This is a genomic window from Nonomuraea guangzhouensis, assembly GCF_019396345.1.
Taxonomy (GTDB): Bacteria; Actinomycetota; Actinomycetes; order Streptosporangiales; family Streptosporangiaceae; genus Nonomuraea; species Nonomuraea guangzhouensis.
On record NZ_JAHKRM010000039.1, the window covers coordinates 29,044 to 45,566 of the forward strand.

At 71.6% G+C, this 16,523-nt stretch carries 7 protein-coding genes; 4 read left to right on the plus strand and 3 right to left on the minus strand.

Going from position 1 to position 16,523, the window contains the following annotated elements; genetic code table 11:
* Positions 1 to 16: 16 nt before the first annotated feature.
* A complete protein-coding gene (locus KME78_RS67665; protein ID WP_219537601.1) occupies positions 17 to 463 on the minus strand; it encodes a WD40 repeat domain-containing protein in 447 nt (148 codons plus the stop codon).
* Positions 394 to 813 carry a WD40 repeat domain-containing protein gene (locus tag KME78_RS52745; protein WP_219537602.1) on the minus strand — a complete coding sequence of 140 codons (420 nt, stop codon included), beginning with the start codon at positions 811 to 813 and terminating at the stop codon, positions 394 to 396. The genes KME78_RS67665 and KME78_RS52745 overlap by 70 nt, the downstream gene beginning before the upstream one ends.
* Positions 814 to 906: 93 nt before the next feature.
* Between KME78_RS52745 and KME78_RS52750 the strand changes: the two genes are divergently transcribed.
* Entirely contained in the window at positions 907 to 1,089 is a 183-nt protein-coding gene (locus KME78_RS52750; protein WP_219537603.1) for a hypothetical protein, read from the plus strand.
* A 426-nt stretch (positions 1,090 to 1,515) separates the two neighbouring features.
* On the plus strand, positions 1,516 to 1,809 hold the full coding sequence (locus KME78_RS52755) for a hypothetical protein (RefSeq protein WP_219537604.1): 294 nt from the start codon (positions 1,516 to 1,518) through the stop codon (positions 1,807 to 1,809).
* A gap of 300 nt (positions 1,810 to 2,109) precedes the next feature.
* Here KME78_RS52755 and KME78_RS52760 read toward each other — a convergent pair whose 3' ends face one another.
* Complete coding sequence (locus tag KME78_RS52760; RefSeq protein WP_219537605.1) at positions 2,110 to 2,367, minus strand: hypothetical protein; 258 nt, start codon at positions 2,365 to 2,367, stop codon at positions 2,110 to 2,112.
* 19 nt (positions 2,368 to 2,386) lie between these two features.
* Between KME78_RS52760 and KME78_RS52765 the strand changes: the two genes are divergently transcribed.
* A complete protein-coding gene (locus KME78_RS52765) occupies positions 2,387 to 2,968 on the plus strand; it encodes a site-specific integrase (RefSeq protein WP_219537606.1) in 582 nt (193 codons plus the stop codon).
* A 391-nt stretch (positions 2,969 to 3,359) separates the two neighbouring features.
* A complete protein-coding gene (locus KME78_RS52770; protein ID WP_219537607.1) occupies positions 3,360 to 16,523 on the plus strand; it encodes a hemopexin repeat-containing protein in 13,164 nt (4,387 codons plus the stop codon).

Genomic DNA, 16,523 nt, shown 5'->3' on the forward strand with positions numbered 1-16,523 from the left:
CGACCCCTGGCCATGATCAGCGCTTGACGTTCCACTTTCGCACCGTTTTGTCCGTCCCGGTGGTGAAGAGCGCCTGTCCGTCCGCCGTGAACGTGAGGTCGGTGACCTTGCCGGTGTGGCCGGTCAGCGGCGTGAGCCCCTGACCGGTCGCGGCATCGAACAGAGCCGGTTCGCCCTCCTTCGTCACGGCGGCGATGAGCTTGCCGTCCGGGCTGAACGCCAGATCGCCCCGCACCGTCGCGGTCAGAGTCGCGCGAACCTTCCCCGTCGCGAGGTCGAAGAGGCGGACGCCCCCGTCCTTGTCGGTCGCGTACGCCTTGGAGCCGGGCGTGAAGCCGGCGAAGCGCCCGGCCTTGGCGACCGAAGCCAGCCGTTTCCCGTCGGGCACGCGCCTCAGCTCGAATCCGTCCTTGCCGCCCGGCAGCGTGTCGGCGAGCGTCTTGCCGTCGGGGCTGATCCACACCGGGAACCAAGCGTCGCCGTGGCTTTGCCGCCGACCACGTCCCACACCTTCGTCACCCCGCCGGCGGCACCCGTGACCAGCACCTTCCCATCCTGGCTGAACCCCATGCTCTGGATCCCGTTACGGTGGCCGGTCAACGTGGTCAGCAGCTTGCCCGTCGAGGGGTCCCACAAGCGGATCGGCGCGTCAAAGGACTCGGCGACGAGCGTGCTGCCCGTGGCGACGGTCTTGCTGTCCGGGCTGAACGCCACGGCCGCGGACCCCCGATGGCCGGTGAACGAGGCCATGACGTCGCCACTGCTGGTGTTACGCAGCGAGACGGTCATCGTGCCACCCGAGAGGACACCCATCGACTCGCCATCCACCGTGGTGACTTCGCGCTTGCCGTCGAAGTAGGTGCCGGCGACCAGGTTGCCGTCCGGGCTGAAGACGACGCGTGGTCCGTGTCGAACGTCGCCACCTTCTGGCCGGTCGATGTGTCCCACAACCTCGCGATCCGCGCGGCGGCCTGGTCGACCGGCGGGTCGAGCGTGACCGCCCAGCGGCCGTCGGGGCTCAGCTCGGCGGACTCGATCGAGCCGTCGTCCGCCGCCATCGGTTCCGCACCCGGGCCGAGACCCGCCTGAAGATCGCCACCGATCGCGGACGTCTACAACACCATCCGGCGGCACAGCGCAAACGACGGCTTGGCGCCCATCACATTCGAACGTCACATGATCGAGAAGAGGAAAGCCTCATCGGCCCTACTGAGGACCGCTGTGGCATAGAACCGCCTCCACGTTTTCAGGGGATGACAGCCGCTATATCCCCTCCCATCGGCTCCACTTCGCCACAGTCCGCCCCACCGACCACTCCGACATCATCGTGTACAACGATCAGCTCCAACGGCCGACCTGGGAAGTCCGACCGCACTCATCGATACACATGATTTGACAATCGCTCCGCTATGACCAGCGGCGGGAGATGCTGCGTTGATCCAAGTCTTGACGATTGCTCGTGGCCGGTGCTCATCTAAAGGTGTTCTTCTTCCCGAATGTGAGGAGTCACCCACAATGAAGATCCGCCGATTACATTCCGCTGTACTCGCCGTGGCGCTGGGCGCCAGTGTCCTGGCTAGTACCGCACCCGCCTTCGCCGCCACCCAGACCAGCGTGGCCGTGGCCGCCGGGGGTTGGCCGACACCGGACTGGTACATGCAGGGTCCCTACCAGACCCTGGCCGACTGCGACGTCGCCTACGAGGACGCTGCGCAGAGCGGCCTGTACACCGGGCTCGTCGGCTGTCACTGGTTCCGCGGGGGCGGCCCTTATATGCCGGGCTTCTACTACGAGGTGTATATCCCCTGATCAAGAGGCGCGCCGGGCAGCGATCAGATCGTCAGGAATCTCGTAGGCAACTCGTGATCCACAGGTCTTGACGATTGCTCGGCCGACCGCCCTAACTACTCAGGCAAACACAAGTAACACGGCATGAACATCCAGGTCCTGGCCGCTCCCGCCCTTGCCCGCATAGTGCTGAGACACAGCTGACCGTCTAAGCGGTAGTGGCCAGACATCGCTAACCATCGCCTAGCTGAAATTGAGTAGCCACGCGAAGGCGAATCCCACTACATCGTTCCGCGAATATCCCGGGCTCAGTGAAACGACCTACAGTGCCGCACGTGGCTGCTGTCCATTGTTCGTTGGCTGGGCATCGTGCACGGACGAGGCGGCCGACTCAGGGTGGCCGGGCTGTTCAGCGCTGTCCTGCTTGGTCAGCAAGGCCTGCGCCACCGCGACGGCGGTGACGGCTTGTTCGCGCCGCTGTTGTTCGGCGGCCAGCGCCTGACGTAGCCGGTCGGCCTCCTCGGCGTGCGCCGCGGCGGTGCCACGGGCCTGGGCGCGCTCCTGCTCGGCGGTCGCCATCCCGCGCGGCAGCCACCCGTTGACCGACCCGGTCGCCGCCTGGCGCGACTGGCTGGAGGTTCTCGATCAGGCCGGACAGGTAGGCGGGCGGCTGCTGCGGCGGGTCAACCGGCACGGCACCGTCGGCCCCTCGCTCGGCGCGGACGCGGTCAACGTCGTCGTCCGCGACCTGGCCGTGCGCACCCGCGTGCCATACGCCGAGACCGTCACCGCGCACAGCCTGCGCGCCGGCGGCGCCACCGTCGCCTACGCCGCCGGCGTCCCAGTCGCCGTCATCGCCAAACACGGCCGCTGGGCGCCCGCCTCACCCGTCGTGCTGCGGTACATCCGCGCCGTGGATTGCTGGCGAGACAACGCCATGCGCAACGTCGGACTTCAACGCACCCCAGGCCGGTCCGGACCAGCAGGAAAAGGCGCTGACCAGCGAGGTGGTGACAACGCAAAGGCCCCGCCGGTAGGCGAGGCCCGCACCTACCCACCGAAGCAGGTAGGGGAATCGAAATGCACGATACGGCCCTCCGCTCCCGAAGGTGCCCCCAGCCCCAAAGTAGGTTCTTGGGCTTGGGACTGGCGGACAGCCGTTGGCGGTACCCGCGAGTAACTTAGCTGGACGCTTCGGCAGGCCGTCCTGCGGTTGATCATTTCCATTCAAGATCTGGACTTGTGGTGTGTTTCCGGTTGTTACCGGGCGCTAGGAGGCATGCCTACGGTCGTCGGTCATGCCTGCAGAGTTTTTGTCTGATGAGCAGCGGCCGCCACCCCGACGCTGAGCAGAATGCGCTAAATGAGCAGAACGTATCGTAAAGGATCCGGCGTCACCGCAGGTGGGAGCGGAATGGCGCGACAGTGATCACTCACTGTAATCCGGCGGCAATCGGATGTTGAGCCGGAGTACCAATGCTACGACCGGTGTCGGGCCGGGGGAGCGGCCCGGCGCCGCGCGGCCCGTGCATCGACGTGCCGCGCCTCCGCCGGACACCCGGGAGGATCTCTTGTCCGCGAACGGATCCCTGCCTACCTACGAACGGCTCTTCGGCGAGCTGGAGTTCCGCGAAGGAGACGAGGCCCGGTCGGTGCACTCGCCGGCCGCCTATCTCGCCGACCTGCTGCGCCTGCTGGAGGACAGCTTCGAGCGCCCGTCGCTGCTGGAACGGCGGCCGGGATTGAAGGACGTCGTCTTGGACGCCGACAACACCTACACCGAGATCCCCTACCTCGATATTGTCGTCGAGGTCCTGGAGAAGGTCGTCGGCGACGACCCGTACGGGCGGTTGCGCAAGATGGAGCATCCCTTCGACAAGCCGTTCTCCCTGCAGGACGAGCGGCTCAAGGCCTACCTGGAGGAGCTCGGCGTCACCCCGGCGGAGCTGTACCGGCTCTTCGCCGGCGCCGCCCACCCCGATGTGGTGGCGCGGCTGATGCTGGGGCTGACCCCGCACGAGGTACGCCTGGTGACGACGCCGGTGACCGAGGCGGAGCTGCGGGCCCGCTACGGGCTGCAGGAGGAGGAACTGACGGCCCTGCGGGACCTCGCCCGCTTCCGCCGCGCGGCCACCCTCACCGCGGACGAGCTGCGCGAGCTGCTGCTGCAAAACCTCACCCCGGCCCCTCGGCCGGGCCCGGCCGAGGCCAGAGCCTTCTACGTCAACCAGGGCGAGGGCCCGGCCGGCGTGGACGAGGAGGAGGACACGCTCGTGTGGGGCGACGGCGAGCCCGTCCCGCTCGCCTGGTACGAGCGGGCGCACCGCTTCGTGCACCTGGCCCGCAAGTCCAGCCTGTCCTTCACCGACCTGGACCTCGTGCTGCGCTCCTGCTGCGGCAACCGCATCGACCTGCCCGCGCTGCGCGTCCTGGCGGCCGTCGTCCACCTGCGCAGGACCTGGGACCTGCCCGTCGACGTCGTATGCGCGCTGGCCGCGCCGATGGACACCGTGGGCGTTCGCGGCGGCGCCGACCCGGTCGGCCTGTTCGGCAGGACGTTCGGCGACCCCTATGAGCGGGCGCTGATCTGGCCGTGGCCCGATCAGCTGCCAGCCGGGCGGGAAGTTCTGGCCTGCCGCGGCGACATTCTGGCCGCGCGCAACGCCGAGTACCGCCGCCGGGTCGCGCACGCGCTGGCCGAGCCCGACGTCGCCGAGATCGTCACCCGCTTCCGCGCCAAGTACGCCGCCACGCCGCACGAGACGGCGCCGTTCGACGGGCCCGCCGTCGGGCTGGCGGAGCTGTCGCTGCTGCACCGCGTCGGCGTGCTCACCTCGGCGCTGGGGATGTCGGCGGCTGAGCTGTTCGACGTGCTGGACGTGCTGGACGCCGATCCGGCGCCGCGCCCGTACGGCTCCTTCCCGCCGCCGGTGGACACCGGCGCGGGCACCCGGGACTGCTACCGCACCCTGGCGGGCGGCGATCCGGCCGCGAGCCTGTGGCTGGCGCAGACGCTGGCCGCCGTGGCCGAGTGGCTGCGCGCCACCGGGCTCGGCCCCATGTCGCTGCGCGAGATGCTGGGCGGCACGCCGGGCGAGGACGCGGGCGAGCACGCCACCGCCCTGGCCGGCGACCTCAGCTCCCGCCTGGAGCCGTTCGGGCCCGAGGTGCTCGCCTCCGACCGGTTCGGCGAGCGCGCCGCCGAGGTCGTGTACGACGTGCTGACCGCCTACGACGGCGTGGTCTGCCCGCAGGACGATCGCGTGCTGCGCTTGGAGCGTTCCATCGCTAAGGCGGCGGCCCACGACGCGCTCACCGACCTGGCCGTGGTGACCGAGGAGGACTTCGCGGGACTCGGCCTGGGCGAGCGGCTCGCCGCGAAGATCCACGCCAACCTCGTCACCGCCGGCTACTTACGCCCCGACGGGACGATGGAGACGACCGCGCTGCCGCAGGAGGCCGCCGGGCTGCGCCTGGCGGGCGACTTCACCCCGCACCGCCCCGCCCTGTACACGCTCATCACCCGCCTGCGCCAGGACGCCGCCGGCCCGCCCGCCCTGTACCCGTCCGACCTGGCCTCGCTCGGCACCACCATGACCGCGGCGGAGCAGACCGAGCTGTACGACAACCTGATCTATAACGGCTGCCTCGACGAGGACGGCCAGATCCTGTTCACCGGCGACGAGGCGGCCCTGGCCGTCAACGCCGACCTGGGCGGCGCCGCGCCCGCCGCGTTCGAGGCGCTGCACGAGCGGGTGCGCCGCTTCCGGCAGGACCGGCTCACGCTCGACCCGGACGTCTTCGCCGCCCTGCCGCTCACGCCGGACCAGGTGGAGACACTGGTGGAGGGGCTGCGCTTCAACGGCTGGCTGGACGCCGACGGCGACTACGCCGACAAGGCGGCACTGGCCGGGCTGAAGGCCGATGACCTGGCCCTGCCGCCGGAGTTCCACCCGTACCGGCAGGGCGTGCTGGACGCCATGAAGGCGCAGATCGAGGAGTTCCGATCGGAGCTGTTCGCGTTCTCGGCCGAGGACTTCGAGGACCTCGCCGAGGCGGTGGCCGGCCGGCGCGTGCTGGACCGGCTGGCGGACCTGTGCGCCGAGGACGGCCGGTTGCCCGGCGACGCCGTCCGGCACCTGGCGGGAGAGGCGCCGCTGGGGGACGGGTTCACGGCGGCCGAGCAGGAGATCGTCGCCGCCCGAGTGGCGGCGGTGGTGCGGGAGGCGAAGCCGTACCGGCTGGACCTGGAGGCGGTGGCGGAGCTCGGCTTCGACCCGGGCGAGAGCGTCCGCCTGGTCGAGCGGCTCGTCGCCGCCGGCGATCTGGACGGGACGCTGGCCGTACCCGCCGGGCGGCTGGCCTTCTTCGGCAACCCGGGCAACACGCTCGGGTACGCCCTGCCCGGGCTGGAGGACTACGCCAAGGACGTGTTCTTCCTGCTGCACAGGGTTGCCGTGGAGCTGGCGGCGGGCATCGCCGAGATCGTGGAGACCCTGTCCGGGCTGGCCGAGCGCCAGTCCGGCGAGCTGGCGGCCGTGCTGGAGGACGCCCTCGGCGTGCCCGCCGATACGGCGCTGGCCATCTGCGCGGGCGTGACGGGCACCCCGACCAGCACCCCGACGGGCGCGCTGGAGACGTTCGTGGTGCCCGCGCTGGCCGCCGCCGACCTCGCCGACGAGACCGGCGAGGACCTCGCCGCGCCCGCCGACCCGCGCTTCCGCCACGCCCACCGGCGCGTGCGGGCGTTCGCCGCGCTGGCGGCCCGGCTGGGCCTGGACGCGGCCGAGGTCGAGGCGGCCTTCCGCGACCAGGACCTGGCGGGCGGGTTCCCCGAGCCGCTGGCCCTGCCGCCGGGCCTCGACCGGTTCGACGCGCTGCTGGAGTCGGCCGACGGCCACGTGTACCTGTTCCGCGAGCAGCACTACTGGACCTACTCGGCTGACGCCTACGTCCTGGCCGACCAGAAGGGCAAGCCGCTCAAGGAACTGTCGCCCAGGTTCGAGCAGCTGAGCGGTGTGGACGCCGCCTTCACCGCCTCCGACGGCCTCGAGTGGATCATCGGCCGCGACCGCGACGGCCTGTCACGCGCGTTCACCCGGACGCCCGGCAGCCTGCGCTGGGTGCCGAAGGAACAGGTCTGGGGCAAGGTGCGCAGCATGTTCACCGACCCCGTGCGCATCGACGGCGCGTTCGTGGACGCCGACGGCAGGACGTACCTGTTCTGCGGCGACCAGTACGTCCGCTACTCCGGCCCCGGCTACGCGACCGTGGACGAGGGCTACCCGCGCGCCATCGGCCGGTGGTGGGAGGGCGAGGGCCGCACCCCGCTGCCCGAACCCTTCCGCACCGTCGTCGACGCCGGGTTCCAGGACCGGGATGGCCGCATCCACCTGTTCAGCGGCGACCGCGCCTTCACCGTCGGCGACACCGCCGACCGCCCCATCGCCGGGACCTGGGGGCGAATCCGCAACGAGCTGGCCGATGGGGGCCGGGTGGACGCCGCCTACGCCGACACGTCGGGCACGTACCTGTTCTCCCGCGACCAGGTCATGGCCTACACCGACGGCCTGGAGGGCGAGGGCGTCAACGCCGACGACGAGTACCCCAAGCGGATCGGGACGCGCTTCCCCGGCCTGCCGGTGGAGTTCGAGTCGGGCGTCGAGGCGGCCTTCGCCGACGGCGACGGCGTGGTCCACCTGTTCAAGGACGGCAGGACCGTCGCCGTGGGGGACGCCGCCGGCGCCGTGCCGACCCTGCGGCGGTGGGGGATCGTCGAGGAGGTGCTGCCCGGCGGGGCCGTGGACGCCGCGTTCGTCGGCATGGACGGCCGCACCTACCTGTTCGGCGGCGAAAGGTACTTGCGGTACTCCACCGCCGACTACTCCGTGGCCGACTCCGGCTACCCGCGCCGGGTCGAGGACGACTGGGGCGGGCTGCGCCGGGTGGACGCCGCGTTCGTCATGGACCGGCAGACGTACCTGTTCGGGACCGGCGGCAAGCTGCTCGACCTGCCCGTCGAGCACCTCGCCGACCTGGAGGCCGGGCAGGTGACGGCCGTGCTGCGCCGCCGCCTGCTGGAGCACGGCCTGCCCGTCGCCGAGGAGGCCCGCATCGAAGGCGCCGCCCCGCAGTGGCGGCTCGCCACCGAGCAGGGCGTCAGGCTCGTCATCGTGTACGAGGCCGGCCTGCTGACCGTGCGGTGCGACCCCGCGGAACAGGCCCCGTTCTACGCCCGCTACTCCACCGCCGACTACACCACGCCCGACCCCGGCTTCCCGAGGCCGGTGGGCGACGGCTGGTGGAACCTGCCCGCCGAGGACGGCTTCACCACGGTGGACGCGGTCTTCACCGGGCGGGACGGGCGCACGTACGTGTTCAGCGGCAGCCACTACGTGGCCTCCGACGACCGCCGCCGCTGGTGGACCGAGCCGCGGCCATTGCGCGGCCTGTGGGGCAGCCTCCCGTTCGGCCAGGTGGACGCCGCGTTCGTCGGCAAGGACGGCAAGACGTACGTCTTCGGCGACGGCAGCTACGTGCGCTACTCCACCGCCGACTACAGCCGGGTGGACGACCGCTACCCGGCGCCGGTCAAACCGTTCTGGGGCAACGTGGCCAATGCCATCGCCCGCACCGGCAAGGTGGACGCGGCGCTGGTCGCCGACTCGACCGAGACCGTGAACGGCGTCGAGGTGACGCGCACGCACACGTACCTGTTCTCCGGCGGCCAGTACGTCCGCTACGAGGGCCACGACTACACCCGCGTCCAGGACGGCTACCCGCGCGCGGTCTCCGCGCTGGCTCAGGAGCCCCGGCTGCGCAACCTGCACCTCACCCTGGACGGCCCCATCGACGCGGTCTGCGCCGACCGGCGCAACGTGTTCCTGTTCGAGGGCGGGCGCTGCCACGTCGTGTCCGACACGCTCTACCGCCACTACACCCACCTCGACCTGGCCGGGGTGACGTGCGCGTTCGTCGAGGACGGGTCGGTGCTCGTGCAGCGGGAGGACGGCTGGTGGCGGCACGGCGCGCTGGAGGGCCTGGCCCCCGGCCAGACGCCGGTCCGGCCCCGCACGCTGCGGCAGGTGCCCGCCGCGTTCCACGACCAGCTCGACGCCGTGCTGAAGGGCGCGGACGGGAACACGTACCTGTTCAAGGGCGCGTCCTGCTACAACGTCACGCTCGGCCGCGAGTACCCGCTGGCCGAGGAGTGGGGCCGGCCGCACGACACCATCCACCACGGCAACACGGTGGACGCCGCGTTCGTCGGCCGCGACGGCAAGACGTACCTGTTCAGCGGCGACCAGTTCGTCGCCCACACCGCGCCGGGGCAGCTCGACGGGGTGCCCCGGCCGATCGCCGCGCACTGGGCGGGCCTGACCTCGGTGGCGCTGGCCTACGTGCGTGACGGCGGGACCTACGTGTTCGAGAAGCCGGGACCGGACGGCCGCATGCGCTACCTGGTCTACTCCGGCGCGGACTATGCCGCCCCGGCCGAGACGGGGACGGCCGACGCCGGGTTCTGGGGGATCCCGCAGGTCTACCGGGACGAGGGGTTCGGTGTGCCGGATGCCGTGCTGTTCGCGGGCGGCGCCATGGTGCTGCTGCACGGCGAGCGGTGTCTGCAGTACACCGAGGCGACGCGGCAGTGGTCGCCGCCGCGCCCGGCCGAGCGGCTGTGGCCGGGACTCGGCCATGACCGGGCGCCGGGCGAGGTGTTCAAGACCGCCTTCACCGCGACCGACGGCGCCACGTACTTCTTCTTCAGCCACCAGTTCACCCGCTACTTCGACGGGACGTTCACCCCGATGGCGCCGGTCAGGCAGTGGACCGGCTCGCACGGCATCGACCGGGTGGACGCGGCGGTGGTCACCGGCGAGCACACGTTCCTGTTCTGCGGCGACCGGTACGTGCGCTACACCGGCTCCGAGTACCGCTACGCCGACCCCGGCTACCCCCGGCCGATCGCCGCCGAGCTGCGCAAGGAGGAGGCGTTCGCGAACCTCGGCGAGACCTTCGACGACGTGATCCTCGACGGGACCGGCCGCCGGATCCAGGCCGCGCTCGCCGACCGGCGCACCGTGTTCCTGCTCGCCGGCGGCGGCTGCCACGCCGTGTCCAGGACCGCCGCCACCACCTACGAGCTGGCCGGCGTCGCCGGCCGGGTCCGCAACGCGGTGGCCGCGGGCAGGGTGGACGCCACCCTGGTCACCGACACCGCCACGTTCCTGTTCGCCGGCGACCAGTACGTGCGCTACTCCGGCCCCGGCCAGGACCTCGCCGACGAGGGGTATCCGCGCACGATCGCCGCCGGGCTGCCCGCCGAGCTCGGCAGGCCAGCCCTGCCCCTGCCGGAGGACTTCCAGGACGGCATCGACGCCGCCTTCCGCGGCCCGGACGGCCACGTCTACCTGTTCAGGAACCGCCAGTGGCTGCGCGCCGACGAGGGCGTGCCGCGTCCGGTGCCCGGCACCTGGGGCGTCGTGGACAACGCCTTCGACCCCGCCCGCCCGCGCGTGGACGCCGCCTTCACCGCCCCCACCGGCGAGCTGTACGCCTTCACCGGCGGCCAGTACGTCCGCTACCGGCCGGGCGCGCTGGAGTACGTCGAGGAGGGCTACCCCCGCTCGATCAAGGACGCGTGGGGCGACCTGCCCAGCGGCTTCGAGGAGGGCATCGACGGCGCGTTCGTCTTCGAGGGCCGCACCTACCTGGCCAAGGGCGACCGGTACGTGCGCGAGGGCGCCGCCGCGCAGCCGTTCAGGCCGCGCTGGTCGGGGGCCGCCGACTACCGGCTCGACGACATGGCCGCCATCGGCCGCCTCGCCCTGCTGGTCCGCTCCGCGCCCGGCGGGACGGGCGGGTTCTTGACGGAGGTGGTGGCGGACCCGTACCGGCGGCTGCACGAGCTGTTCGGCTGGGACCCCGAGGAGGTCAGGTGGGTCAGGCGGCACGAGGGGCCGCCCAGCGACCGCTTCGAGATCGAGTTCCTGCTCCGCCTGGCCGGCCTGTTCGCGGTGACCGGCAGGATGGGCACCGTGCCGTCGCTCGCGTACGGCTCGATCTGGGCGCCACTGCACGACCCGAGCCCGGAGACGGTCGCCCCCGCGGTCAGCGACACGCTGCACGCCCTGCTCGCGCGCCGCACCGGCCCGCAGGACTGGCCGGCGCTGGAGCGCCGCCTGCACGACCGGCTCAACACGGCCAAGCGCGACGCGCTGGTCTCCGCCGTGCTGGCCGGGCGGCCGGAGCTGCCCACCTCGCGCGAGCTGTACGAGCACCTGTTCATCGACGTGGACATGGGCGGGCAGGGCACGTCCTCACGCGTGCGCGAGGCCATCGCCGCCGTCCAGCTCTTCCTGCACCGCTACCTCCTCGGCGCCGAGGCGGCCGCGCCGCGCGAGGGCCTGACCGACGAGGCCGTCAGGGAACGGCTGCGCGCCTGGTGGGAGTGGATGTCCGCCTACCGCATCTGGGAGGCCAACCGGAAGATCTTCCTCTACCCGGAGAACTACGTGCGGCCCGAGCTGCGCGACACCAAGACCCCGGCCTTCCGCGAGCTGGAGGCCGACCTGCTGCGCGGCGAGATCACCCCGGACGTCGTGCAGCGCGCCTACAAGCGCTACCTGGACGAATATACCGAGGTGTCCCGGCTGGCCATCGCCGGTGGCTACGTCTACCGGCCCGACGAGGAGGAGAAGGACACCCGGCGGCTGGTGCTGTTCGGCAGGACCAGGACGGAGCCGCGCCGCCACTACTACCGCCGCGCCGAGTTCAGGGACGGTGACGGGCTATCAGCCACCTGGGGGCCCTGGCTCAAGGTGGACACCCAGATCGACGCCGAGCGGGTGCATCCCGTGCACGCCTTCGGCCGGGTCTTCGTGTTCTGGGCGGTCGTGGAGAAGGCCGCGCCCGCCGACGCCACCGGCACGACGATCACAACGAAGCCCGGCACCGCCGCCGGCAGCCAGACCGTCTCGGCCACGCCGCCGGACCACCGGGTCAGGATCCTCTACTCCTTCCTCAACCTGAACGGCGAATGGAGCCCGGCCCAGCTGCTGGCCACCACCCCCGAGCAGAGCGAGCCCATCACGAACGCCGAGCTGTACGTGCAGGCCTCGCGAATCGTGCCCGGCGGGACGCAGGACGCGCACGACTCGATCGTCGTGACGTGCACGTACAAGCCGGACGACCCCGAACCCCCGGCGTACGCGCTCACCCCCGAGCTGTACGTGGTCGAGGCCACCGGCGTGCGCAAGCCGGCCTCCACCGCCAGGCTGGACACGATCTTCCAGGAGCCGGTGGACGAGAGCGCCGCCGTCCCCTTCAACATGCCCGCGGGCACCACCGACGGGCCCTGGCTGAGCGTGGACCACAAGGGCGGCAGCTTCCTGTGCCGGCGGGTCACTCCGGACGACAGCCTCGAGGTGCCGATCCGCCGCGTCGACGGCAAGGCGCACCTGCCGAAGTCGTGGGCGCGCATCGACGCCGCCGTCGAGCTGCCCACCAAGGACCGGCTCCGGTACTACTTCTCCGGCACGGGATTCGTCTCGGCCCCCGCCGAGCAGGACCCGGTCGAGGATCCGGCGGAGCCGATCGGGAACCGCTGGGGCATCGTCCGCACCGGCCTGCTGGACAAGGGCGCCGTGGACGCGACCTTCACGCTGCGCACCAGCAACAGGGTCGTCACCTACGTCTTCTCCGGCACGGAGTACTACCGCTACACCCGCGCCGACAACGTGCTGGGCAAGCTCGACAGCGGCTACCCCCGGCAGATCGCGGCCAACGGCGACGACCTGCCCGCCTGGACGAAGGTGGACGCGGCCTTCACCCACAGGGGCAAGAACGTGCTCATCTCCCTGGCCCGAGGCACGTACGTCGAGCTGCCCGACCTCACCGAGCACGACCTGGCCGGCCGCTGGAAGCTGCCCGCGGGCGTGCTGCCGGACGGGATCGCCGCCTTCGGCGACGACGTCCTGCTCTTCTCCGGGAACAAGTACTACCTGCTCGGCACCGGCGACCCGGCAGAGCACACCCTGGGGGACGTGGCGGGCATGCCGAAGCAGGGCCCCGTGAACGCGGTGCTCGCCTACGACAGCGGCCACTACTTCTTCGACAACACCTCGGCCACCTGCACCTACCTCAAGGGGGAGGCGCCCCCGCAGACCCGCGACTCCAAGGAGCTGGGCCTCGTCCGCACCGTCATGGTCACCGACGAGGGCGTGGACGCCGCGTACGTGGAAGGGGACAAGCTCTACCTGACCCGCGAGCAGGAGCTGTACCGCTACACCCTGCGGGACGGGCTGCCCGGCCGCTACCTCGACGACGGCTACCCGCTGAAGCTGGAACACAAGGTCAAGGCCGTGTTCAGGCGGGGCGGCCGGCGCTACGTCTTCAGCGGCGCCGACTACACGATCCTGCCGGAGGGCAAGGAACTGGCGGCCGGCCTGGCCACCAGTCCCGTGCTGACGTGGAAGCCGATCGCCGGCAACTGGGGCGGCCTGACGTCCTGGTTCGCCCGCGACTTCACCGGCGTGCTGGACGCCGGCGACAACCTGTACGTGTTCCTGAACCGCCACTACGCCACCTACCCCTCCGACGCGGCCGTCCAGCGGCCGTTCGAGTACGCCGGACTGCCGTACGAGATCGTCCGGCTGACCTCCAGCACCGCCTACCGGCTCAACGAGAAGCTGCTGACCGGCGGCGTCGCCGCGCTGCTCGCCCCCCAGACGCAGGAAACCGACGAGCTGCCCGCCTTCAGCAGGACCGTGTCCAACACCACGACCATCAAGGTCGGATCCCGGTACGAGGTGACCGCGATGCCGACCAGCTCGCACCTGGACTTCCCGAGCGCCAACGGTGGCTACTACTGGGAGATCTTCTTCCACGCGCCGCTGCTCATCGCCCAGGCGCTCAACGGCGCCCAGCGCTTCAAGGACGCCAGGGCCTGGTATGAGTACGTCTTCGACCCCGCCGAGCCGGTCGCCTACTGGCGGTTCCTGCCCTTCCTCACGCTCGACGTGCGCGCCCTGGCCGCCAACTGCGCGGCCGACCTGGCCGGGCTGCGCCGCCTGGGCGTCGGTCTGACGGACCTGGCGGACCTGCTCCAACCCATGCTGGAGCGGCTGACCGAGCTGGCCGCGGCCTTCCAGAACCGCACGCTGACCGGCGAGGACCTGAGCGACCTCGCCGGCATGGCGGCGGCGGACCTCGCGCCCGCGTTCGACGCCGTGACCGGCGCCGGCAACCCCGAGGCCGCCGCGGTGCTGCGGGGACTGCGCGAGCGGGCCGCCATGATCGGTGGGCTGCGGAGGCAGTACGACCTGATGGGCGACCACGGCCGGCAGCTCGACGCCTACCGCGACGACCCGTTCGACCCGCACGCCATCGCCGAGCTGCGCCCGGCCGCCTACCGCCGCGCCGTCGTCATGGCCTACATCGACAACCTGCTCGACTGGGGCGACCTGCTGTTCCGCCAGTACACGGCGGAGAGCATCGACGAGGCCCGGATGGTCTACATCCACGCCTACGACCTGCTGGGCGCGCGGCCCGAAGGTCTGGGCCTGCGCCCGCTGCCGGAGGCCCGCGGGTACGCCGGGATCAACCGGGTGGACGCGGTGACCGGCGGCGGACAGCTCCTGACCGGGAAGGGCGCCGTGCACGAAGGGGTGGCGGACCCGTACTTCCACATCCCCGACAACGCGCTGTTCACCGGCTATTGGAACCGCGTCGAGGACCGGCTCCGCAAGATCAGGCAGTCGCTCACCATCCTGGGCGTCAGCCGGCCGGTGCCGCTGTTCGAGCCGCCGATCGACCCCATGGAGCTGGTGCGAGGCGCGGCCTCCGGCACCGGCGTCGAGGCGGTGGCCGCGACGCAGGCCGTCGTGGTGCCGCAGCACCGCTTCTGGTTCCTGTTCCGCCGGGCGCAGGACCTGGTGGACAAGCTCCGCCAGTTCGCCGGCGACCTGCTCGGCGCGCTGGAGCGGCGCGACGCCGAGGAACTGGCGCTGCTGCAGGCCAGGCAGGAGGGCGTGATCCTGGCCATGACCCGCGGCGTCAGGGAGGCGCAGGTCCGCGCGGCCACCGCGAACCTGCACGAGGCGCAGGCCGGCCGCGAGGCCGTGAGCACGCGAGCCCAGCACTACGAGCAGCTGATCGCCGACGGCCTGTCGGCGCTCCAGCTCGACCAGCTCCGGCTGATGCAGGACGCCGCCAACTCCCACCTGGCCGCGGCCGGGCTGAAGATCGGCGCGGCCATCGCCTACGCCGCGCCGCAGATCCTGGCCGGCCCGTTCATCATGGGCACCGAGTTCGGCGGCGACCAGATCGGCGCCGCGCTGGACAAGGGGGCGGAGATCTCGGAGTCACTCGGCGAGGGCCTCAGCATGCTGGGCGAGCTGACCGGCATCCGCGCCGAGAACGAGCGCTCCGCCCAGGACTGGCGCTTCCAGCTCGACACCGCCCGGCACGACCTGCTCCAGGCCGATCAGCAGGTGGCCGGCGCCGAGCACGGGCTGGCCCTGGCCCGGCGCGAGCTGGAGGTGCACGACCAGGAGATCGCCCACCAGCAGGCGGTCGCGGCCTTCGTTCGCGGCAAGTTCGGCGGTGCCGACCTGTACTCGTGGCTGTCGGACCGGCTGGCCGGGCTGTACTTCCAGGCGTACGGGCTGGCCCACGACATGGCCAGGGCCGCCGAGCGGGCCTACCAATTCGAGCGCGGCGCCGAGCAGACCTCCTTCATCCGGCCCGCGTACTGGGACAGCAGGCGCGCCGGGCTGCTGGCGGGAGAGAGCCTCGGCATGGACCTGGAGCGGCTGGCCCAGGCCTACGTCGAGGCCGACGGCCGCGACCTGGAGATCGTCAAGCAGGTGCCGCTGACCGGGCTGGACCCGGTGGCGCTGCTGACGCTCAAGTACACCGGCACGTGCGACTTCGCGCTGACCGAGGCGGTGTTCGACCGGGACTTCCCCGGCCACTACCGCCGCCAGATCAAGACCGTCTTCCTCGCCTTCGAAGGCCCGGACGGCCGGCTCACCCCCAACGCCACGCTCACCCAGCTCGGGCACAAGACCGTGCTGGCGGCCGACGCCAAGGCCATCAAGCACCTGCTCGAACCCAAGGGCGCCGCGCCCGGCACGGTCCGCGCCGACTGGCGGGCCGGCCAGCGCATCGCGCTGTCGCACGTCGAGGAGGGCGAGGACGGCAGCGGCCTGTTCGAAGTGCGCTACGACGACGACCGCTACCTGCCCTTCGAGGGCACCGGCGCGGTCTCCACCTGGCGGCTGGAGCTGTCCGGCAGGCCGCCCGCCGACCTGCGCGAGGTCGTCATCACCGTCAAGTACGCCGCCAGGCACGGCGGGGACCCGTTCGCAAGCGCCGTCAAGGGCATGCTCAAGCCGTTCGCCGCGGCCCGCTTCATCGACGTGGCCAGGGACTTCCCCGAGCAGTGGGAGGAGTTCCAGGCCACCGGCGGGCAGCTGGCGCTCCCGGTGGACGCCTCGCTGTTCCCCGGCATGAACGGCGGCCAGATCACCGGCGTCCGGCCGGCCTACGAGGGCCAGGGCGCGATCCACGTGACGCTCGCCGCCGGGAACCGCGCCTTCGCCCTGCGCGACGGCACGTACGTGACCACGCCGGGGCTCACCGCCGGCGATTGGGTCCTGGAGGTGGACGGTGACGCCTCGGGGCTGCGGAACGTCGGCCTGGTGCTGACGTACAAGTCGAACGTCCGCTGA

Coding starts and splice junctions, on each gene's coding strand:
- KME78_RS52745 (WP_219537602.1), bottom strand. CDS start 813: ATGGGTGTCCTCTCGGGTGGCACGATGACCGTCTCGCTGCGTAACACC.
- KME78_RS52755 (WP_219537604.1), top strand. CDS start 1,516: ATGAAGATCCGCCGATTACATTCCGCTGTACTCGCCGTGGCGCTGGGC.
- KME78_RS52760 (WP_219537605.1), bottom strand. CDS start 2,367: ATGGCGACCGCCGAGCAGGAGCGCGCCCAGGCCCGTGGCACCGCCGCG.